This is a genomic window from Pseudomonas sp. LBUM1651 (assembly GCF_059716135.1).
Map to the genome: position 1 here is coordinate 3,125,117 of NZ_CP166805.1, position 20,375 is coordinate 3,145,491.

Annotated in this window: 21 protein-coding genes; 12 read left to right on the top strand and 9 right to left on the bottom strand. The window is 58.8% G+C overall.

Annotated features, from left to right (window positions below; genetic code table 11):
- The first annotated feature begins 97 nt into the window (after positions 1-97).
- The 6 genes from fapA (at position 98) to fapF (ending at position 5,313) form a co-directional block, all read left to right on the top strand.
- Positions 98-535, top strand: coding sequence for a functional amyloid chaperone FapA (gene fapA, locus ACA066_RS14495; protein WP_497695454.1), 438 nt, complete (start codon positions 98-100; stop codon positions 533-535).
- Position 536: 1 nt separating this feature from the next.
- On the top strand, positions 537-1,109 hold the full coding sequence (fapB, locus tag ACA066_RS14500; RefSeq protein ID WP_497695455.1) for a fibril amyloid subunit FapB: 573 nt from the start codon (positions 537-539) through the stop codon (positions 1,107-1,109).
- A gap of 53 nt (positions 1,110-1,162) precedes the next feature.
- A complete protein-coding gene (fapC, locus tag ACA066_RS14505; RefSeq protein WP_497695456.1) occupies positions 1,163-2,470 on the top strand; it encodes an amyloid-like fimbrin subunit FapC in 1,308 nt (435 codons plus the stop codon).
- A 62-nt stretch (positions 2,471-2,532) separates the two neighbouring features.
- Entirely contained in the window at positions 2,533-3,213 is a 681-nt protein-coding gene (fapD, locus tag ACA066_RS14510; protein ID WP_497695457.1) for a fibril amyloid maturation endopeptidase FapD, read from the top strand.
- 33 nt (positions 3,214-3,246) lie between these two features.
- Positions 3,247-3,987: a fibril amyloid subunit FapE gene (fapE, locus tag ACA066_RS14515; RefSeq protein ID WP_497695458.1), complete on the top strand. Its 741-nt coding sequence runs from the start codon at positions 3,247-3,249 to the stop codon at positions 3,985-3,987.
- Positions 3,988-4,032: 45 nt separating this feature from the next.
- On the top strand, positions 4,033-5,313 hold the full coding sequence (gene fapF, locus ACA066_RS14520) for a fibril amyloid transporter FapF (protein WP_497695459.1): 1,281 nt from the start codon (positions 4,033-4,035) through the stop codon (positions 5,311-5,313).
- Positions 5,314-5,382: 69 nt separating this feature from the next.
- On the opposite strand, the gene ACA066_RS14525 is transcribed toward fapF, so the two are convergent.
- Positions 5,383-6,708, bottom strand: a complete 1,326-nt coding sequence (locus tag ACA066_RS14525; RefSeq protein WP_497695460.1) for a sigma-54 dependent transcriptional regulator — start codon at positions 6,706-6,708, stop codon at positions 5,383-5,385.
- 343 nt (positions 6,709-7,051) lie between these two features.
- Here ACA066_RS14525 and ACA066_RS14530 point away from each other — a divergent pair, with 343 nt between their 5' ends.
- The 3 genes from ACA066_RS14530 (at position 7,052) to nhaB (ending at position 10,467) form a co-directional block, all read left to right on the top strand.
- Positions 7,052-7,318 carry a hypothetical protein gene (locus ACA066_RS14530; protein WP_214383161.1) on the top strand — a complete coding sequence of 89 codons (267 nt, stop codon included), beginning with the start codon at positions 7,052-7,054 and terminating at the stop codon, positions 7,316-7,318.
- Positions 7,319-7,596: 278 nt separating this feature from the next.
- The gene (locus ACA066_RS14535; protein ID WP_497695461.1) at positions 7,597-8,886 is read left to right on the top strand and encodes a hypothetical protein; all 1,290 of its coding nucleotides are present in this window, start codon (positions 7,597-7,599) and stop codon (positions 8,884-8,886) included.
- A 78-nt stretch (positions 8,887-8,964) separates the two neighbouring features.
- Positions 8,965-10,467, top strand: coding sequence for a sodium/proton antiporter NhaB (gene nhaB, locus ACA066_RS14540; RefSeq protein WP_497695462.1), 1,503 nt, complete (start codon positions 8,965-8,967; stop codon positions 10,465-10,467).
- 95 nt (positions 10,468-10,562) lie between these two features.
- Here nhaB and ACA066_RS14545 read toward each other — a convergent pair whose 3' ends face one another.
- From ACA066_RS14545 to gnd, 3 genes are read right to left on the bottom strand one after another with little or no spacing between them, the layout of a single operon-like run.
- Positions 10,563-11,387: an HAD family hydrolase gene (locus tag ACA066_RS14545; RefSeq protein WP_497695463.1), complete on the bottom strand. Its 825-nt coding sequence runs from the start codon at positions 11,385-11,387 to the stop codon at positions 10,563-10,565.
- Positions 11,384-12,907, bottom strand: a complete 1,524-nt coding sequence (gene zwf, locus ACA066_RS14550) for a glucose-6-phosphate dehydrogenase (protein ID WP_497695464.1) — start codon at positions 12,905-12,907, stop codon at positions 11,384-11,386. Before zwf ends, ACA066_RS14545 begins: the two co-directional genes overlap by 4 nt.
- Positions 12,904-13,884 (bottom strand): phosphogluconate dehydrogenase (NAD(+)-dependent, decarboxylating), encoded by a 981-nt coding sequence (gene gnd, locus ACA066_RS14555; protein WP_497695465.1) that lies wholly within the window; start codon positions 13,882-13,884, stop codon positions 12,904-12,906. Before gnd ends, zwf begins: the two co-directional genes overlap by 4 nt.
- Positions 13,885-14,154: 270 nt before the next feature.
- On the opposite strand from gnd, the gene ACA066_RS14560 reads away from it, so the two are divergent.
- From ACA066_RS14560 to ACA066_RS14570, 3 genes are all read left to right on the top strand, one after another.
- A complete protein-coding gene (locus tag ACA066_RS14560; protein WP_017338676.1) occupies positions 14,155-14,337 on the top strand; it encodes a DUF6026 family protein in 183 nt (60 codons plus the stop codon).
- A 199-nt stretch (positions 14,338-14,536) separates the two neighbouring features.
- A complete protein-coding gene (locus ACA066_RS14565) occupies positions 14,537-16,285 on the top strand; it encodes a phosphoethanolamine transferase CptA (RefSeq protein WP_497695466.1) in 1,749 nt (582 codons plus the stop codon).
- 164 nt (positions 16,286-16,449) lie between these two features.
- Complete coding sequence (locus ACA066_RS14570; RefSeq protein WP_497695467.1) at positions 16,450-16,650, top strand: hypothetical protein; 201 nt, start codon at positions 16,450-16,452, stop codon at positions 16,648-16,650.
- 140 nt (positions 16,651-16,790) lie between these two features.
- Here the strand turns inward: ACA066_RS14570 and ACA066_RS14575 are convergent, their stop codons facing one another.
- From ACA066_RS14575 to ACA066_RS14595, 5 genes are all read right to left on the bottom strand, one after another.
- Positions 16,791-17,282, bottom strand: a complete 492-nt coding sequence (locus tag ACA066_RS14575) for a GNAT family N-acetyltransferase (protein ID WP_497695468.1) — start codon at positions 17,280-17,282, stop codon at positions 16,791-16,793.
- Between the two features lie 128 nt (positions 17,283-17,410).
- Complete coding sequence (locus ACA066_RS14580) at positions 17,411-17,992, bottom strand: DinB family protein (protein WP_497695469.1); 582 nt, start codon at positions 17,990-17,992, stop codon at positions 17,411-17,413.
- 18 nt (positions 17,993-18,010) lie between these two features.
- On the bottom strand, positions 18,011-19,129 hold the full coding sequence (zapE, locus tag ACA066_RS14585) for a cell division protein ZapE (protein ID WP_497695470.1): 1,119 nt from the start codon (positions 19,127-19,129) through the stop codon (positions 18,011-18,013).
- Positions 19,130-19,159: 30 nt separating this feature from the next.
- Positions 19,160-19,501, bottom strand: a complete 342-nt coding sequence (locus ACA066_RS14590) for a nuclear transport factor 2 family protein (RefSeq protein ID WP_214383137.1) — start codon at positions 19,499-19,501, stop codon at positions 19,160-19,162.
- A gap of 52 nt (positions 19,502-19,553) precedes the next feature.
- Entirely contained in the window at positions 19,554-20,270 is a 717-nt protein-coding gene (locus ACA066_RS14595) for a helix-turn-helix transcriptional regulator (RefSeq protein ID WP_497695471.1), read from the bottom strand.
- Positions 20,271-20,375 lie beyond the last annotated feature (105 nt).

The following is a 20,375-nucleotide window of genomic DNA, read 5'->3' on the forward strand; positions in this document are numbered from 1 at the left end:
CGTTGAATTAAAACAAAATTCAAAAGACGGCACAGCATTCGCTCTCTCCTTCACATCGCTGACTAGGGCCAGCCCACAAAAAGAAGGAATTGCCGCTGTGGGGACTTTCAATAAAGGCTGCACCTGCCTCCTCTTGATCGGATGCGCACTGGGCTCAAGCATCAGCCTGTCGGTACAGGCAGACGGCGGCATCATCATTATCAAACGTGATGTCCAGACGCGAAACGCAGTACAAGCCCCGGTGGTTCCCGACCCGAACCCCACGACTGTCAATGCCAACCCCTCCAAGCTAATCCTCGGTCAGACGAACGAACTGAACGACGGCGATTTCGCCAACGTCGCCAGTGGTGCAGGCATCACACGCCTGGTCAATTTAAACAACACCAATCTGGGCGGCAATATCACCACTCAGAACCAAATTTCCAACCTCCCCGCCGGGCGTTCGGGAGGTTCGGGCAACGGTATTTCCAACTTGGTCAATTCAAGCGTCCAGCAAGGCCTGGGTGGTCTGAAAATCATTACGGGAGGCCGTTGAGATGAATCGTAAGCTGCTGATTATCGCCATGTTTTGCAGCGCATCGAGCTTTGCTCAACCCCCCGTCATCAATAATGCCGACATCAATGGTTCGGGCATGCAGTACCAAGGGAACTTCGCGGTCAACCAGGCCGCGGGCGATCAGCAGCAACAGGCCAACGCCCGGGCCATCGCCATTGGCGATGGCGCCAGCGCGACCACTCAGATTCGCCAACGGCTGAATACGCAGGTCGATCCCAGGATGGATGCTCGAGCCAGCATTCAGGGTGACTCCTTCAGCCACGGTAACGGCGTACTGGGCGTCAACCAGAGCGCGGGTGCCAGCAACCAGCAAGCCAATGCTCTGCGGATAAGCATCAGTAAACAGCCGCAAAGTATCGACGACAGCGTCCTCATGCAACAGAACGTGGCGCTGCTCAATAACTCCGATCCAACTGACTCTGCACCCGGCTATCGCCAGGTCACTACCAGTGACCAGGCTTTCACCGGTAGCCGTGGGGTAATTCAGTTGAATCAGAGCGCCGGGGTGGGAAACCGAATGGCCAATACCCTGAGCGTACGGGTCGCGGACTGACCCAAAAAAGGTAGGAAACAACACTTAACCTAAAATAAGTACGGAGAATCACCATGAAACCTTCGATGGCACTCAAGCCTCTGGTTTTCGCAATTGCTGCGCTCATGGCTGTTGCTGTACAAGCTGGAAACGATCGTCGTAACGATGACCACCACAATGGTCATAATAACAACGGTCACCACACTCCTCCTCCTACAAAGATCCCTGTCTACGCGACTGCCAATGCCTACGACAAACAGAGCAGTACCAACAATCGCATCCGTAACGAAGGGACTATTAACAACGCCGAGATGAGCGGCTCTGCCACTGGCGCCGACGGCAACGTGGGCATCAACGTGGCGGCAGGCGCCGGCAACCAACAGGACAACGCTGCCGCCATCGCGAACGCTGGCGCCACCTCCGCTCTCGATAACACCTTCGTGTTCGGCGTTGCCACTGCCACTGCCAGCGTCAAGCAGTACAGCAACAATAACAAGGTCGACAACTACAACACCACAGCCTCCGCGGTGATGAGTCAGTCGGGCAATGGCGGCAACGGCAATATGGGGATCAACATTGCTGGCGGCGACCTGAACCAACAGAAAAACACCATGGCAATTGCCAACTCCAATGCTCCGCTCGGCAACTCAACAGCTACCGCCTCTGCTGATCAAAACGGTCCTGGTCTGGTAGTGAATAACAGGGCGGATCAGAACATCACCCTAAGTACAGTGACGTTAACCACAACCAAAACCGGTAGTGCCTCTTTCACCCATAACTCCGAGTTGAACATTGATAAGAGCGCTTCCAGCAACTGGGCTAAGAGCGGTGCTAGCAGTTATGACGCCGCCGGTACCAAGCACTTTGATGCAAGCGGTGCAAAAAGCACCGATAAGAGCGCTACCAGCCATGCTTCTGTGATCGCTTCCCTGGAAGCAGCGGCGGATGGTACCAAATCCGTTACCGTTAATTATGGCCATGGAGATCGCACCCGCAGCGCGTCGTTCGAGGCATCGCTTAACGCATCGCTCGATGCATCTATCGATACAGAGCACTCGAAATCGACCGACTCTTCGTTCACAAAAGAGTTCGATTCCTCGTTTGCAAAATCGTTTGACTCTTCGTTCGAAAAATCAGGCGAGCAATCGTCCGCTTCTACCAAACACGAAGTGAAGGGCTACAGCGAAAGCAATACATGGGATTTGAGCAACACAGTTTCCTATCAAATCCTGACCCCAAATGGCTGGGCAAACCCTGTGACCAACACCGCAACCCTGAGTGGTTCGGTTAATGGTGGCAGTGGCAACCTCGGCGTCAACGTGGCTGCCGGTGTAGGTAACCAACAAAGCAACTCGCTGGCCATTTCCAACCAAGCGTTCTGATGGCTGACTCTGGAGGCCCCCTCACGGGGGCCTTTTTCAACACAACCAGAGGGCGTCCCACCATGCGCATTATCGCCTTGGTAGTTTTGCTTTGCGTGGCCAGTGTGATCGAGGCTGCACAAATGCCGCTTTCCGTCCTGCCGGGCGGCGCGGTGGTGTACAAGCCGATCCAGAGTGTACGCGAGCGTAAATTTGCCGACCTGGTGCAACAGAAAACCGACTTCAGTTGCGGCGCAGCTGCGCTGGCGACCATCTTGCGCCAGGCCTATTGGCTGGACGTGAACGAACAACAGATCATCGAAGGCATGCTGGCACACGCCGATCAAGACCTTGTCCGCGTCCAGGGCTTCTCCATGCTCGACATGAAGCGTTACGTGGAAAGTATCGGCATGCGGGCCCGTGGCTACCGGGTAGCGGCGGAAACGTTGAGCGATATCAGAATTCCGGTCGTGGTACTCATGGATATCCGTGGCTACAAACATTTTGTAGTTCTGCAAAAAGTCCACAACGGCTGGGTCTATATCGGAGATCCGGTATTGGGTCATAAACGTTTCACAGTCGACGACTTTGTCAAAGGCTGGAACGGCATCATCTTTGCCGTCATTGGCCAGGGCTATGACAAAACCAATGCGCTGCTCGACCCTCCCCTGCCACTGACCGCCAAGAACCGCATCAACACCTTCAGCCCGGTGCAAGACGCAGAGTTGTTGGACTTCGGATTTATCCGAAGCGACTTCTTCTAATAACAAGGGAGCACGACGCTCCGGGAGCATCCAATGAAGACTCCACTCTGGCTGGCTGTTGTTTGCCTGGCCGCCAGCCTGCCAACCCAGGCACAGATATTCAAACCCATCGAGCTGAGCGATCAGGAATTGGCGAGCCTGCGAGGCCGCTATGTCATGCCGGGACGGATCGTCAGTTTCGGGATTGTCATGACCAGCACTTGGCAAAATGCTAACGGTACAGTGATTGGGGCAACGTCCTCGATGCAAATTCAACAATCGACAATCCAGCCACAGTTCTATGTGTCGATGATTGACGAAACAGGTAATGGCTCGACGGTTTCTCAGGGCACCGGTACCGTCAGCGGCGGTAACGGTTTGAGCACGACCCAGGGCGTCACTCAAGTTGTGCGCGCTGCCGGCGACAACAACAGCGCTTACAACAACGTTGACCTCAACGTCCAGAGAGGTAACCAGGCACCCCAGATGAACAACCAAGGGCAAGTGTTGCCCGCGGGTACAACCTTGACTCACACCAATGGTGCCGGGGCGCTGAGCATCTCCTCTACCGGCGCGGGCGTGCAGCTCAACATCATGGCCAACAACAACCAGGGCAGCACCGCGCAGCGCCTCGCCCAAGGCGGGCTTATGCAAAACGCGACCTTGCTCGGTGGTGGCAACCAGGTAAACAACTTGATGTCGATCAACGTTGTACTGCGCGATAACCTGCCGTCAACCGGTTCGCTGACCGGCAACCTGGATCAACTTAAAGGTCTTCGCGCCCTCGGATTCTGATCTACGCTCAGTCTCATCAGATGTACTCAGAAGGGACGGCTAACCATGCACCGATCGTTAACGCTCAGAGCTATCGTTTGTTTGAGTAGCCTGGCACCGGGCACAATGCTTTACGCAGCACCGGATCCCCAGGTTGAAGCCCTAAAACAAGAACTCATGGAGTTGAAACAGCGTTACGAAGCACAACAGAACGCGCTGATGGTCCTCGAGCAGCGCGTTCGCCAAGTAGAAGAAACTCCTGCGACACCGCCTCCCAAGCGCCTGACCAAGTCCCCTGCCGAACCGAGCAGGGGTGGCCAGACGGTGGCGGCCGGTGCGCCGGGAACCACCGGCAGTTCATACGGCCAATCGCTCAAGGATGATTCCGAGCCTGCGCAAAGCGTTTCCAACCTGTATGACGAAGCCAGCGGCTTCTTCGGTGGCGGCAAATTCAGTGTCGAAACCGGCCTGACTTACACGCACTTCGATACACGAGCGCTGACGCTCAATGGCTTTCTGGCACTGGACTCGATTTTCCTCGGCAACATCAACCTCGATCGCATCAAGGCCGACAACTGGACACTGGACCTGACTGCCCGCTACAACGTAGCGCAACGCTGGCAGTTCGACATCAACGTCCCCGTGGTTTATCGCGAATCAACGTACTCCTCCGGTGGCGCTGGTGGCGCAGGCCCGGTGACGTCGGACGCAACCGTTACCCGCGACCCGACCATCGGCGATGTGAACGTGGGCGTTGCCTACAAGTTTCTGGATGAGTCGGCCAACCTGCCCGACGCGGTCGCTACACTGCGCATCAAGGCACCGACCGGTAAGGATCCTTACGGCATCAAGCTGGTCGAGGATCCGAACAACGATAACCTCGCGGTCCCCGAGGACTTGCCTACCGGCAATGGCGTCTGGTCGATCACCCCGGGTATCTCGCTGGTCAAGACCTTCGACCCGGCTGTGCTGTTCGGCACCCTGGCCTACACCTACAACATGGAGGACTCTTTCAGCGACATCAGCCCTCAGGTCGGCGCCAAGGTTAAAGGCGACGTGAAACTGGGCGATTCCTGGCAGGTCGGCGCCGGCATTGCATTCGCCTTGAACGAGAAGATGAGTATGTCGTTCTCGTTCACCGATCAGTTCGCCCGCAAAAGCAAGATCAAACCGGACGGAGGTGATTGGCAATCGATTTCCAACAGCGATTACAACGCGGCCAACTTCAACATCGGCATGACTCTGGCAGCCACCGATAACCTGACGATCGTTCCCAACCTGGCCATCGGCCTGACCGACGACGCGCCAGACTTTTCCTTCAGCCTGAAATTCCCGTACTACTTCTAACCGCTTCACCTGAATGGAAAAGGCCCGCTGCGAGGTTCATCGCAGCGGGCCTTTTCGTTTCGCCCCGCCCTAACGGATCTGGTGCTTGTGCAGCAATCTGTAAAAGGTTGGCCGCGACACGCCCAGCACCCGGGCGGCGACACTCAGGTTGTCGCTGTGGCGGTTCAATACATCGCACAACGCCTGGCGTTCGGCGCGTGTCTTGTAGTCTTCGAGGGTGCCCATCGGCGCAGCGATCGCCTGCTGACTGATCAGCCCCAGATCGCGCGCCTCGATCTGCCGCCCTTCGGCCAGGACCAGCCCGCGGCGTACCCGGTTGGCCAGTTCACGCACGTTGCCCGGCCAGTCATGCTTGCCCATGGCAATCAACGCGTCTTCGCTGAAACTGCGCGGACGACGGCCGGTTTCATGGCTGTAGAAATGGGAGAAGTGGTTGGCCAGCATCGACAGATCGCCATGGCGCTCACGCAGCGGCGCGGTGACCACTTGCAGCACGTTGAGGCGGTAGTACAAATCTTCGCGGAAGCGTTTCTTCTCGATGGCGGCTTCCAGGTCAACGTGTGTCGCCGCCAATACCCGCACATCCACCGGAATCGGCTGACTGCCGCCCACGCGCTCGATGTGTTTTTCCTGGAGGAACCGCAACAGATTGGCTTGCAGCTCCAGCGGCAGGTCACCGATTTCGTCGAGAAACAGGGTTCCGCCGTTGGCGGCTTCGATCCGCCCGACCTTGCGTTGATGGGCGCCGGTAAAGGCACCCTTCTCGTGGCCAAACAGTTCGGACTGGATCAAGTGTTCGGGAATCGCGCCGCAATTGATCGCGACAAAGGGTTTGCTGTGCCGCTGGGATTGTCGATGGAGGGTGCGGGCGACCAGCTCTTTGCCAGTCCCGCTCTCACCGCGAATCAACACCGGAGACTCGGTGGGCGCCAGTTTACTCAACAGTTTGCGCAGCTCGCGAATTGGCTTGCTGTCGCCGAGCAGCTCATGTTCGGGCTGATCGATGTGAACCGTGCCCTGGCCACGCAAGCGCGCCATGCCAAATGCCCGGCCGAGCGTCACCTGTACCCGTGACACATCGAACGGCAAGGTGTGGAAATCGAAAAACCATTCGCAGACAAAGTCCCCGACATTTTGCAGCCGCAGGACTTCCTGGTTGAGCACGGCAATCCACTCGGTGCCGCTGCGGCTGATCAGCTCCTTGACGGCCTCGGGGCGTTCCAGATGAAACGGCTGCAGACGCAACAGGCCAACGTCGCAGGTTCGGTCGGCGGCATTTTCCAGCGTACAGCTATCAACGTCCCAACCTACCGCGCGCAGCCCCGGCAGCAGACGATGGCAGTCGTCACAGGGGTCCACCACTAACAGACGTCGTAACGCGGGCGCTTCGATCATGACTGTTCCTTGGCGCCAAATTGTAGGAAATATTATTAAAAACAGTCATTTGGCAGACCTGACTGTAACATTAGCAATAATTTGACGTTGTCTTGTACCGATTGACTATAGGAAGGTCGCGTAAGCAGTTATAAGAAGTAACTTTGTTAGTTACCTAACGAGCCGAACCTTTCATTCAGCTTTCAAAGCCTGCCGGAACCATGAACCGAAGAAAGAAAGTTGAAATTTCTTTTAATTGTATGTGACCCACCCCCCGGTTGCGGGCATCAGTACAAGTAACCAGCCGAACGGTAAGCCCAACCGACGGCACATCACTTGATTGGGCATACAGAGAGAAAATCCCATGACCGCCCCGCTCCGTATCAACGAAGCTCTTTTGATTGCCGACCGCGCATTCCTGCCTTTTCAATGCGTGGCCTGGGCCCCACAAGACGGCAATGGCGAACTCAGCCTGACCGTCATCGACCGCACCAATACTCGCATTGGCCGCAAGCAGATTCCAAGCAGCGCCTATACCGATCCCGCGCAACTTGAACATGTTCTGGAAGAAGCCCGTAAAGAGCTGAGCCAGGAAGGTTACACGCTGCAATCGTGGTCGATGCCGCACTAAAGCGTTTTGCGGATTACTTCCGGTAATCCGCACCCTCCCCTCGATCGTTAGTTTGCTGGCCTTCCGCCAACCACACTTGCGACGTCCGCTTATTCGAACTTGCGAAGGCCAATTAATTGGCTGGCTTTTCAGTGGTTCGAAAAGACACTGTTCTGGCACAAAGCGACCCTCCGCCTGTTAGTTCTGTCAGTTGTGCAGCCGCTCATTCAGGCGTTGAATATTTCCCCAGTCGCCACCCTCTATTCCTGGATCACGACGACTCGCAAGGAGATGCGTGCATGTCAATCCAGACTGCTTTTGCCTTACCCGCCGCGCTGAACGATGCCGGGAAGCTCGACGAGTCCTTTGCCGGCGTCGGCAAAACCCAAGTGTACTTCCCCGGCAGCACCTCCAGCATGGCCAATGGCGTCGCGATTGATTCCGCGGGCCGGCTGCTGATAGCCGCGAAAGTCGGCACCCCGGGCGGCAGCCGCTTTGGCCTGGCACGCCTGCTTGAGGACGGCTCGGCGGATCTGGCCTTCGGCCAACAAGGCAGTGTCATCAGCCAGTTCGAACCCGGTTTCGAGGCCATGGCCGGCAAAGTCCTGCTACTGGCCGATGGACGCATTCTGGTGGCCGGCCTGCACTATGAAAATGCGCATCGGACACTGCCTGCCTTCGCGCTTTTCAATCAACAGGGCAAACCGGTCCAGTCATTTGGCAACAACGGACGCTGTGTCGTGCGCCTGCCGGGCAATCTTTCCCAAGGCGTGCGCGATGCCTGGTTGCCACCTGGCGTGCCGGGTGCCGAAGCGTGTGATGTCTGTGTACAGGACAACGGGCGAATCCTGTTGCTGGCCAATCATCATTTCGAGCTGGCCGATCATGTCGGCGTACTGGTACGGCTTCACCCTGACGGCTCACTGGACGACACCTTCAACGGTCGCGGCTTCGTGCTGGTCAGGCACCTGCTGATGAACACCTGGCTGAGCAGCCTGCTGGTGCAACCTGACGGTCGGATTCTGGTGGGCGGCTCGATCAATTTCCCTGAAGAAGGCCTGCTTGCGCGTTATCACAGCGACGGTAGCCTCGACGACCGTTTCGCCGTGGATGGCTTCATGAGTTTCATGGCACAGGAACGTCACGCTCTGGTCAGCCAGATCGTCCAACAGGACAACGGCGATTTGCAGTGTTTTGGCAGCACCCGCGACCCTAAGCAGTGCATGGCCCTGAAGATCCACAGTAATGGTCGCCCAGACATTCACTGCAACGGCGGCCAACCGCAATTACTGGACATTGGCCACAGCGGCTGCCAGTGGACCGCCGCGCAGGTCCTGGCGGACGGCAGCGTGCTAACCGTTGGCGCCACGGTCGGAGGCATCGAAGCTGATTTCATTCTGGCCCGGCATCTGCCCGACGGACAGCTCGATGGCAGCTTTGGCAATGGCGTCGGTTGGGTCCGCACCCGTCTGAGTCGCGGCCCGGATACCGCGACCTCCCTGGCCGTGCAGTCCGATGGCAACATTGTCGTAGGCGGCTATTCACTGGATGGCAACTACCGGGCAATCGTCGCACGGTATCTGGGATAGCCACTCTGACATTTCCTACGCTTGATCTTCCCTTCGGCTTACGGCAACTTGCGCGCTTCTTAATACAAGGAGCAGCCGATGTCCGGCTCATTGGCCCAGGCGTTCGCGCATAATTTTCTCGGGCACTCACCTCGCTGGTACAAGGCCAGCATTCTCGGCTTCCTGATTCTCAACGCCCTGGTGCTGTGGACCGTGGGTCCGGTAGCGGCCGGTTGGCTGCTGGTGCTGGAATTCATCTTTACCCTGGCCATGGCGCTCAAGTGTTATCCGCTGATGCCCGGCGGCCTGCTGCTGATCGAAGCGCTGCTGTTGAAGATGACCACGCCCCAGGCGCTGTATGACGAACTGGTGCACAACCTCCCGGTGATCCTGCTGTTGATGTTCATGGTGGCGGGTATCTACTTCATGAAAGAACTGCTGCTGTTTATGTTCTCGCGCCTGTTGCTCGGGGTTCGCTCCAAGGCGTTGCTGGCGTTGATGTTCTGCTTTCTGTCAGCGTTTCTCTCGGCCTTTCTCGATGCCTTGACCGTGACCGCCGTGATCATCAGCGCAGCCGTGGGGTTCTACTCGGTGTATCACCGCGTCGCCTCGGGCAATGATCCGCGTCAGGACAGCGAATATGGCGATGACCAGCACCTTCCAACACTCCATCACGCTGACCTCGAACAGTTCCGCGCCTTTCTGCGCAGCCTGTTGATGCACGGCGCCGTGGGCACCGCGTTGGGCGGCGTTTGTACCCTGGTCGGCGAGCCACAGAACCTGCTGATCGGCCACGAAATGGGTTGGCACTTTTCTGAATTCTTCCTGAAAGTCGCCCCGGTTTCGCTGCCGGTGCTGGTAGCGGGCCTGGTGACTTGCGTGCTGCTGGAAAAATTGCGCTGGTTTGGTTACGGCACGCTCCTGCCGGACAACGTGCGCGCCGTGCTGGCCAACTATGCCGCCGAAGACAACGCCGAACGCACTTCGCGCCAACGCGCTGCGCTGATTGTTCAAGGGCTGGCGGCGCTGATTCTGATTGGCTGCCTGGCCTTCCACGTGGCCGAAGTGGGCCTGATCGGCTTGATGGTGATCGTGCTGATTACCGCGTTCACTGGCATTACTGACGAGCATCGCCTCGGCACTGCGTTCAAGGACGCCATGCCATTCACAGCGCTGTTGGTGGTGTTTTTTGCGGTGGTGGCGGTGATTCACGATCAGCAGTTGTTCACGCCGCTGATCCAGTGGGTGCTGGCGCTGCCGGCGGATCAGCAACCGGGCATGCTGTTTATTGCCAACGGTTTGCTGTCGGCGATCAGCGACAACGTATTTGTCGCGACCATCTACATCACCGAAGTGAAGCAGGCGTTCATCTCCGGCCACATGAGCCGTGAACATTTCGAGACCCTGGCGATTGCGATCAACACCGGCACCAACCTGCCGAGCGTGGCGACGCCCAATGGCCAGGCAGCGTTTCTGTTTCTGCTGACGTCGGCGATTGCACCACTGATTCGCCTGTCGTATGGGCGGATGGTGTGGATGGCGTTGCCGTATACGGTGGTGATGGGTGTTCTTGGGTGGTATGCGGTGAGCTACTGGCTTTGAGTAAGCAGGTTTGACGCCTTCGCGGGCAAGCCTCGCTCCTACGGGAACTCACCGTCTGTAGGAGCGAGGCTTGCCCGCGAAGAACGATAACGCGGTTAACCTGCGTTGAGGATGTACCGCTCGATTGCCTGCGCTGCGCCATCCTCGGTGTTGGCCCCGGTCACCACGTCGGCCTGACGCTTCACCGCCTCTTCCGCCTGCCCCATGGCGATCGACAAACCCGCGCGGTGAAACATGGCGGGGTCATTGCCGCCATCGCCCAAGGCAGCCGTCTGCTCCAGCGGCACGCCGAGGAACGCGGCCAGTGTCGCCAGCGCGTCACCCTTGTTCGCCTGCATCGCGGTCACGTCGAGGTACACCGGTTGCGATCGCGACACCTGCGCCTGGCCCTCGACCTTGGGCAGCAATTGTGCCTCCAGCTCAATCAACAGCTGCGTGTTATTGCTCGCCGCGACGATCTTGTCGATGTGTTCCAGATACGGCTCAAAACTCTCCACCATCACTGGCGGATACCCCAGGCCATGCTGCTCTCGAGGAACCATCGGCCCGGTCGGGTCTTTCACCAGCCAGTCCCCGCCGCTGAACACCCACACCTCGATGTCCGGCAGATCGGCAAACAGCGTCAGCGTGGTCAGTGCGGCCGTGACCGGCAGGTAATGCGCGACCAGCAAACTGCCATCGGGGTGGACGATCGTGCCGCCATTGAATGCCGCCGTCGGCAGATCGACGCCCAGGGCTTCGATCTGCTGCAACATGGCTTTCGGTGGGCGGCCAGTGGCGAGGCTGAACAGCACGCCCGCCTCGCGCAACGAACGCACGGCTTCGATGGTGCGCTGGCTGAGGCTGTGGTCCGGCAGCAACAATGTGCCGTCCATGTCACTGAGCAGAAAACGGATGGTGTGTTGCGTGACCTCACTCATCCGAGGCCATGCCAGACGCGACCGTCGCGAGTCAGCAGCTCTTCTGCCGTCGCCGGTCCGTCTTCACCGGCCGCGTAAGTCTGCACGCTCGCGTCCTGCTGCCAGGCATCGAGGAATGGTTGCACGGCGCGCCAGCCGTTTTCGATGTTGTCGGCGCGCTGGAACAGCGTCTGATCGCCAGTCAGGCAATCGTAGATCAGGGTTTCGTAGCCGGTGGACGGCTGCATTTCAAAGAAATCCTTGTAGGCAAAACCCAGTTCGATATTAGCCATTTTCAACGCCGGGCCAGGCCGTTTGGCCAACAGGTCGAACCACATGCCTTCATTGGGCTGAATCTGGATCCGCAGATAGGTCGGCTGTAGCTCATCGACCTCGGTATCACGGAACTGCGCGTAAGGCGCCGGTTTGAAACAGATGACGATCTCGGTGTCGCGCACGCTCATGCGCTTGCCGGTGCGCAGGTAGAACGGCACGCCGACCCAGCGCCAGTTGTCGATCATGACTTTGAGCGCCACATAGGTTTCGGTCGTGCTGTCGGGCGATACGTTGGTTTCCTGGCGATAACCCGGCAACGGCTTGCCGTCGATTTCGCCGGCGGCGTATTGGCCGCGTACCGAATTGGCCCGTGCCTCTTCGGTGGACCAGGGGCGAATCGCCCCCACCACTTTCGCCTTCTCGCCGCGAACCGCATCGGCGCCAAAGGCGGCCGGTGGTTCCATGGCCACCATCGCCAACAGCTGGAACAGGTGATTGGGCACCATGTCCCGCAAGGCGCCGGTGTGTTCATAAAAACTGCCACGGGTTTCCACGCCGACGGTTTCCGCGGCGGTGATTTGTACGTGGTCGATGTAATGGTTGCTCCAGAAGGCTTCGAACAGGCTGTTGGAGAACCGGCTGATCAGAATGTTCTGTACCGTTTCCTTGCCCAGATAGTGATCGATCCGGTAGATCTGGTTTTCCGTCATCACCTTGAGCAAACACGCGTTCAAGGCTTCGGCAGTGTGCAGGTCGGAGCCGAACGGTTTTTCGATCACCACCCTTCTGAAGGCTTCCGGCGTCTCTTGCAGCAAACCGGCGGCGCCGAGACGACGCACCACTTCGCTGAAGAAACGTGGCGCCGTGGCCAGATAGAACACCGCGTTGCCGGTGCCGCTGGCGGCGATTTTCGTCGCCAGCGCCTGATACGTGCTGTCGTCCAGGAAGTCGCCCTGGACGTAGCTGATGCCTTTGGCCAGTTTGGCCCACAACTGCGGATCAAGGGCTTGATCGCCCTTGCCGACCTTGCTCGCCACTTCAGCGCGAATGAAATCTTCGAGCTTCTGCGCAAAGGCCTCATCGGTGATGGCGTTGTGGTCAACGCCGATGATCCGCAGTCCATCGCCAAGCAGACCGTCGCGACTCAGGTTATACAGCGCCGGCATCAGCAAGCGCTTGACCAGGTCACCGTGGGCACCGAACAGGAACAGCGTGGTCGGTGGTGCGGGTTCTGCCTTGGATTTATTGCGGATCAACCGGGTCATTTTTTCGCAGTCTCCACGTGGCCGCCGAAGCCGAAGCGCTGGGCCGAGAGAATCTTGTCGCCAAAGGTGCCTTGCCCGCGCGAACGGTAGCGGGAGAACAGCGAGTTCGACAGCACCGGTACGGGCACCGATTGCTCCATGGCGGCTTCGATGGTCCAGCGACCTTCACCGCTGTCAGCCACCGAGCCGGAGTAACCGTCGAGTTTCGGATCGCTGGCGAGGGCGTCAGCCGTCAGGTCGAGCAGCCAGGACGACACGACGCTGCCACGGCGCCAGACTTCGGCGATGTCAGCCACGTTCAGGTCGAAGCGCTGATCTTCCGGCAGGTTGGTGCTGGCCTTGGTCTTGAGGATGTCGAAGCCTTCGGCGAAGGCCTGCATCATTCCGTATTCGATGCCGTTGTGGATCATCTTCACGAAATGGCCAGAGCCTGCGGGACCGGCGTGGATGTAACCGCGTTCGGCGCGATCGTCGTCCGACTTGCGGTCCTTGGTGCGAGGGATATCACCCAGGCCCGGTGCCAGGCTGTCAAACAGCGGATCGAGGCGTTTAACCACCTCGGCTTCGCCGCCGATCATCATGCAGTAACCGCGCTCCAGGCCCCAGACGCCGCCGGAGGTGCCGACGTCGACGTAGTGCAGGCCTTTTTCCGACAGGGTTTTCGCCCGGCGGATGTCGTCCTTATAAAAGGTGTTGCCGCCGTCGATGATGGTATCGCCGGGGTCGAGCAAGGTGCTCAGGGTGTCGATGGTGTCTTCGGTCGGTGCGCCGGCCGGCAGCATGACCCAGACCGCTCGTGGTTTGGCCAGGCCAGCGACCAGGGCCGGCAGGTCGATGACGCCTTTGGCGCCTTCGGCGGCCAGGGTATCGACGAAGGCGGTATTGCGGTCGTAAACAACGGTGGTGTGCCCGTTGAGCATCAGGCGCCGCGCAATATTGCCGCCCATGCGGCCCAGTCCAATAATCCCGAGTTGCATGTGCTGATGCTCCCTACTACAAATCAAGTGTGTCAAAGGTTATAGCCCAACGCGACTAATGTGGGTTAGTCCAGAGCGTTGGCGTGAAGTTTCCGGGCATTGTGCCCGATCCTGACTGATAACGTCCGGAATCGTGCCAAAGACACAACGACCGTAAAAAATAAAAAAGTTCCCTTACGGGGCAAAAGAAATCAAAATCAGCGCCGATAGTAAATAAGCACCGATGTCGGGGCGAATTTACAGTTGAGACAGCCATTTGCGAGGTGAGCAATGGGCACAGTACAAGCAGCACGGCCAGCACAAACCCTTTACGTCACAATCCGTCGCGACGAATTGCGCCAGTTGAAAGACGAGCGCGACCAGCTGAAGCAGGAAGTCGAGCAGTTGCGCCTGTTGACGCAAGGCATCCAGGCTCAGCCGAAGCCTGTCACACTGCGTGCTCCCCACGCCTGATCCCCTCGCCTGAACCGGAAGCAGCCCTGCGCTGTTTCCGATATCTCATTCCGACTCGTCAGCGTCCACAGCTCACAAAACTTTCACACGCCCTTGTTGATACTCCGGCCCGATATGGCCGCCCGGTATCCGCGCGGTGCCCGTTCGTCGGCGACTTTCCAGTCCCGGCGGTGGAAAGTGATTCTGGCTGGAGCGCGCAATGGCTTTGTTTCAACGCAGCAGCAGTTCGTCTGCGAAGGGTTTTGATTGGGCAGGATTTCTCTGGCTGTTCCTGTTCTTCTGGTATTTTTCCGGCATCACCCAACTACTGATCCAGTTGACCGGTACCTCCGGGTTCACCGGATTCCGCCAGGCCTTTGTGATGAGCGCCATCTGGCTGGCGCCGATGCTACTGTTCCCCAGACAAACCCGTGTGTTGGCCGCACTGATTGGCGTGGTGTTGTGGGCCTGCTCGATGGCCAGCCTGGGTTACTTCTTCATCTATCAGCAGGAATTCTCCCAAAGCGTCATCTTCATCATGTTCGAGTCGAACATCTCTGAAGCGGGCGAATACATGACCCAGTATTTCGCCTGGTGGATGGTGGCAGCGTTCCTTGCCCACACCCTGTTCGCGTATTTCCTGTGGACGCGGTTGCGCCCGGTGTACATGCCTCGCGGTCGCGCGCTGGTGGCGGCGACGGCCATTCTGGTGGCTGTGATCGGCTATCCGATGATCAAACAGACCGCCCGCACCGGCAGCCTCGCCGCCGGTTTCGAAAAACTCGAGACCCGCATCGAACCGGCAGTGCCATGGCAGATGGCGGTGGCTTATCACCGTTACCTCGACACACTGGCCGGCATGCAGGACATGCTCGACAGTGCGAGCAAGATTCCTCCGCTGCATAACCTCAAGGATGCCATGGCCAACCAGCCGGCCACCCTGGTGCTGGTGATCGGTGAATCCACCAACCGTCAGCGCATGAGCCTCTACGGATACCCGCGTGAAACCACGCCGGAACTGGACAAGCTCAAGGATCAACTGGCGGTCTTCGATAACGTCATCACCCCGCGCCCCTACACCATCGAGGCGCTGCAGCAGGTGCTGACCTTCGCCGACGAAGAAAACCCGGACCTGTACCTGTCGACCCCGTCGCTGGTCAGTATGATGAAACAGGCCGGCTACAAAACCTTCTGGATCACCAACCAGCAGACCATGACCAAGCGCAACACCATGCTCACGACCTTCTCCGAGCAGGCCGACGAGCAGGTGTATCTGAACAACAACCGTAACCAGAACGCCGCCCAGTACGACGGCGATGTGATCGAGCCGTTCAACAAGGCCCTGGCCGATGCGGCGCCACGCAAGTTGATCGTCGTGCATCTGCTCGGCACCCACATGAGCTACCAGTACCGCTATCCGTCGACGTTCGACAAGTTCAAGGACCGCAATGGCGTGCCCGCCGGCGTGCGTGACGATCAACTGCCGACCTACAACAGCTATGACAACGCGGTGCTGTACAACGACTTCGTGGTTTCGAGCCTGATCAAGGACTACGCCAAGTCCGATCCGAACGGTTTCCTGCTGTACCTCTCCGACCACGGTGAAGACGTTTTCGACTCTCCCGGCCACAACACACTGGGTCGCAACGAGGCCAAGCCGACGGCGCCGATGTACACCATTCCGTTTATGGCCTGGGCTTCGCCGAAGTGGCGCGAAAGCCATGACTGGAGCTTCGCCGAAGACCTCGGGCGGCCGTACAGCAGCTCGCACCTGATCCATACCTGGGCCGACCTGGCGGGTTTGAGTTTCGATGAACTCGATCGCAGCAAGAGTCTGGTCAGCGACAGTTTCAAACCACTCCCACTGATGATCGGCAATCCCTATGAGCGCGAGCAGAAGGCGTTGATCGACTTCAGCCTGATCAAACCGAAGGCGAAGCCGAACCCTGCGGACGTCGTTTTGAAGTAATCCTTTCAGGGGCCGGTTCCGGCCCCTTTTTCTTGCTCGTCCCAAGCCGGGACGGGAGGCCCCATACGCAGTTAATTCCCAATTAACGGAATCGGCAGATAATGGTCGCTCGACATTGCTTCATGGAAGAAAGGCACCCGATATACCGTTGTGGGAGGCGAACCATGAAACGTACACCCTTGATCGTTGCCGGCCTGATGACGTTCGTTTCGGCCAGCGCATTTGCCGAAGGCGGCGCGGAACGCATGCGTTATTACTATGAGAGCCTGCGGCTTAGCCAACAGGAGAATCAGAGTCAGCAAACCGCCGAGGTCCGGGTTCCGGATGATCAGACGGCGCAGGTGACGGAGACTTACAAACGTTGATGGGCTGACGCTAATACACCCCTTGTAGGAGCGAGCTTGCTCGCGATGGTCGTTAACGAAGACGCGTGCTGACTGGGTAAACGCGGCGCTCTTGAGTCCATCGCGAGCAAGCTCGCTCCTACAGTTTTGTCTGCCGCCCCCTACAGCGCCTTGGTCCAGAACAGCATCCGGCCGTGCGCCGGATCGAACATGCCGGCGCTGAAGCCGAATTTGGCGTAGGACGACTGGGCCACGGCATTACCTTCCAGCACCTCCAGGGTGATTTTGCAGCAGCCACGCTGACGGGCGATTTCCTCGACCTTTTGCAGCATCTTCTGGCTCAGGCCCAACCCACGAAATGTCTTCATCACCACGACGTCATGCACGTTGACCAATGGCCGACAAGCAAACGTCGAAAAACCTTCGAAGCAATTGACCAGCCCTGCCGGTTCGCCACCGACGAACGCCAGCACGCTGAATGCATGGGGACGCTTGGCCAGCTCTTCCGGCAGGTGCTCCAGCACCTCGGCGGGCAAGGAATGACCGCCACCCATCGGATCTTCAGCGTAATGATTCAACACAAGGCGCACAGCCTCAGCATGCACCGGGTTGGTGTAGCTGGCCTGAAGCACAAGAATTTCTGCGGATTCCATTTCCATCCTCGACTGTGGGAGCGAGCCTGCTCGCGATGAGCCTGAGAGCACCGCGTTTAAAAAGCAAGCCTGCGTTATCGTTGACGTCCATCGCGAGCGTGCTCGCTCCTACAGGGGAAAAGCAGCTTTCAATGCCCCCAGATCAACGCCTCGGTCCACCCAAGCTCGGCAAAATCCGCTGCCCGCAGGCCCGACTCACCGACACAGAAAAACTCGTCCAGTTGTGGCGGTGCGATCGACGTTCCGCTGAGCATCGCGTGAATCTGTCCACGGTGATGAATCTGATGCTCGAACAAGTGCGACAGCATGCGCAACCGACTCTCGTGTTGCGGCGTGTCCCGGGCGATGGTCACGATCTTGCCCAGGTCCGCGTCGCGCATCTGCTCGCAGTAAGCGATCAACCGGCGATCCACCTGGGCCTGTTCGCGCTTGAGGTCCACAGCGGCGGTGAACGGCTCGTCGTCAGTGAAAAACACGTAGCAATCCGGGTGCGGCGCGTCGCCGCGCAACTCCCGCTCCAGCGCATCCACGTAAAACCAGTCGCAGGTCAGGATGTGATTGAGGGTCGCTCGCAGGCTGGGGAAGAAGCTGACTCGCGGCGCCGCCAGGTCCTGCGGACTCAATTGTCCCCAGGCCTTGGCCAGTCGATGATTGGCCCAGGCGTTCTGATAGGCCATGGTCAGCAAATGATGGGACAAGGGCTGATTCATGTTCGCGGCTCCTTGGGTTCAAGCGTCGGCGAAACGTTGCAGCTGCATTTCCTGTAATCGGCTGAGGGTGCGGCGGAACGGGAATTCCAGATAGCCTTCGGTGTAGAGCGATTCCATCGGCACCTGCGCCTCAAGGTACAACGGGACTTTGCGGTCGTAGCATTCGTCCACCAACGCGATGAAACGCCGCACACCGTCGTCGTGTACCGACAATTGCGGCAATTCGCGATCGCCCGCCACCACCCGCTCGACACCGTCTTCGGTACCACGGGCGATGCGCCCTTCGCGCTTTTGCGCGCTGAGGTTGGGCACTTCACTCAACAGAATAGCCTTGTAGGTGTCGCACAGGGCCATGAAATCCATGGCGGCAAAGGGTTGTTCGCAGAGGTCGGCGTAACGGCTCCAGAGCACGGTTTCGCTGGCCTGCACCACATCCAGCGAACGGTAGCCGACCTTGATCGGCTCACGGGAGACCGACTGGCCGGCGGTCAACGCCTTGAACACATCCCCCAGCGCGCCGGGCTGACCGGGCGCGGCGACCCAATAGCGTTGCAAACCGGCACCGGGATGCAGTCGATGATCTTCGCCGCCATCCACCGCAATCACCTGCATATGGCGCTTGATCGCCTCGATGGCCGGCACGAAGCGGTCACGGTTGAAGCCATCGGCATACAGCAGGTCCGGTGGCTGATTGGAGGTGCAGACCACCACCACGCCCTGGTCGAACATCACCTGAAACAAGCGCCCGAGAATGATTGCATCGCCGATATCATTGACGAACAACTCGTCGAAACACAGCACGCGCACTTCTTCGCTCAATTCCCTGGCCAGCGCTCTCAGCGGGTCGGCAGTGCCGGTCAGCTGAAACGAGCGCTGATGCACCCAGCCCATGAAGTGATGAAAGTGCTGGCGTCGGGCCGGGACCTGCAGGCTTTGGTAGAACTGGTCCATCAACCAGGTCTTGCCACGCCCGACCGGGCCCCAGAGGTAAACGCCCGTCATTGGCGTGTGACCTTCATGCAGCGCTTCGTAACATTTTTGCAGCGCCCAGACAGCATGTTCCTGGGCTTCGTCCTGGACGAAGCCCTTCTGTTCGATGGCGTGTTGCCAAGCGCTTAACGGGGAGTCGACATTCATGCGCGGCAGTATGCCATTGCGACGCGGCCTCTACAGTGAAATGTCCAGTCGAGCGATCTTGCCCTGCTCATTCAGACGAAACATGTAGCGCAATTCCAGCGGGCTTCCGGGAAACGTGCCGGACACCCGGTTATGCACCAGTACCTTGCCGGTGCGAAGTTGCACGTCGAGCACTTCGACTTTTGGCTGATAACGCCGGGCGGTGTCTTGCATCCATTGGGCGATCGCCTGGGCGCCGATCTGATGCCGGCCTTCATCGAACACATTGGCATCCTCAGCGAAGAAACTGGCGACCCTCGAAGTGTCGCGGGCATTGGCGGCAGCCAGGTAAGCGGCGATGGCGGGCGCCAGCGAAGAGGCGGGACTGGACATGTTTGTAACTCCTTGTTGGTTGATTCTGGAGCCATGCTAAAACATGCCTGTGTCAGTTCTTGTCAGGAGTGAAACGCCCCGCTTCATCCAGTTGCATCTGCTTGCGCCAGGTGCGCAGCAGGTCACCACGCCGCCCCGGATAACGCTCGCCCTGCTCGTTCGCCGCCGAAATCCGGTCGGTGCGAAAGGTCCGATACGCGCCGCGTAGTTCACACCAGGCGACGATGATTCGCACCTCATTGAGAAACCCCAGCGCCAACGGCCAGATCAGCCGCTGACTGGGCACTTGTTGGGCGTCTGCATAGTCGATGTGCAACTTGGCCTGATCGCGGATCGCCTGACGGAACACATTCAGCGGCACGGCGTTGGGTGCAAAGCCATAACCGGGCGGGCCCGGCAATACCGTCGGGTTGCGCAATGCGTCCAGCGCCTCTGGCGCCAGCACCGCAGCAATTTTGGCCAGCGCATCGGCCGCCGCCTTGCTCAATACCTCATCACCGCGCTGGTCCACGTAGCGCAATCCCAGGACGATGGCTTCGGTTTCGTCGGCGTTGAGCATCAACGGCGGCAGAAACAAGCCGCTGCGCAGCACGTAACCGATCCCCGCCTCGCCGTAGATCGGCGCGCCCAGTGCGGTGAGTTCCGCAATGTCGCGGTAGAGCGTACGCTCGGAAATCTCCAGTTCGCCGGCAAGGGTCGCCGCCGTGACCGGGCGACTCTTGCCGCGCAGCACTTGCAACAGGGTCAGTAAACGCGTGGTGCGAGACACAATTGGCGGGCTCTGTCCGGAAAAGAGATCGGAGCTTAGCAGAGTGCCCTGTCAGAAAATGGCAGTAGCGATGCGCCCGGTGATCGGCTCTTTTCTCACGGTTGA

Bases quoted from the DNA above. Each gene is read 5' to 3' on its own strand.
- fapB (WP_497695455.1), top strand. From the start codon at position 537: ATGAATCGTAAGCTGCTGATTATCGCCATGTTTTGCAGCGCATCGAGC.
- fapC (WP_497695456.1), top strand. From the start codon at position 1,163: ATGAAACCTTCGATGGCACTCAAGCCTCTGGTTTTCGCAATTGCTGCG.
- fapD (WP_497695457.1), top strand. From the start codon at position 2,533: ATGCGCATTATCGCCTTGGTAGTTTTGCTTTGCGTGGCCAGTGTGATC.
- fapE (WP_497695458.1), top strand. From the start codon at position 3,247: ATGAAGACTCCACTCTGGCTGGCTGTTGTTTGCCTGGCCGCCAGCCTG.
- fapF (WP_497695459.1), top strand. From the start codon at position 4,033: ATGCACCGATCGTTAACGCTCAGAGCTATCGTTTGTTTGAGTAGCCTG.
- ACA066_RS14525 (WP_497695460.1), bottom strand. From the start codon at position 6,708: ATGATCGAAGCGCCCGCGTTACGACGTCTGTTAGTGGTGGACCCCTGT.
- ACA066_RS14530 (WP_214383161.1), top strand. From the start codon at position 7,052: ATGACCGCCCCGCTCCGTATCAACGAAGCTCTTTTGATTGCCGACCGC.
- ACA066_RS14535 (WP_497695461.1), top strand. From the start codon at position 7,597: ATGTCAATCCAGACTGCTTTTGCCTTACCCGCCGCGCTGAACGATGCC.
- nhaB (WP_497695462.1), top strand. From the start codon at position 8,965: ATGTCCGGCTCATTGGCCCAGGCGTTCGCGCATAATTTTCTCGGGCAC.
- ACA066_RS14545 (WP_497695463.1), bottom strand. From the start codon at position 11,387: ATGAGTGAGGTCACGCAACACACCATCCGTTTTCTGCTCAGTGACATG.
- zwf (WP_497695464.1), bottom strand. From the start codon at position 12,907: ATGACCCGGTTGATCCGCAATAAATCCAAGGCAGAACCCGCACCACCG.
- gnd (WP_497695465.1), bottom strand. From the start codon at position 13,884: ATGCAACTCGGGATTATTGGACTGGGCCGCATGGGCGGCAATATTGCG.
- ACA066_RS14560 (WP_017338676.1), top strand. From the start codon at position 14,155: ATGGGCACAGTACAAGCAGCACGGCCAGCACAAACCCTTTACGTCACA.
- ACA066_RS14565 (WP_497695466.1), top strand. From the start codon at position 14,537: ATGGCTTTGTTTCAACGCAGCAGCAGTTCGTCTGCGAAGGGTTTTGAT.
- ACA066_RS14570 (WP_497695467.1), top strand. From the start codon at position 16,450: ATGAAACGTACACCCTTGATCGTTGCCGGCCTGATGACGTTCGTTTCG.
- ACA066_RS14575 (WP_497695468.1), bottom strand. From the start codon at position 17,282: ATGGAATCCGCAGAAATTCTTGTGCTTCAGGCCAGCTACACCAACCCG.
- ACA066_RS14580 (WP_497695469.1), bottom strand. From the start codon at position 17,992: ATGAATCAGCCCTTGTCCCATCATTTGCTGACCATGGCCTATCAGAAC.
- zapE (WP_497695470.1), bottom strand. From the start codon at position 19,129: ATGAATGTCGACTCCCCGTTAAGCGCTTGGCAACACGCCATCGAACAG.
- ACA066_RS14590 (WP_214383137.1), bottom strand. From the start codon at position 19,501: ATGTCCAGTCCCGCCTCTTCGCTGGCGCCCGCCATCGCCGCTTACCTG.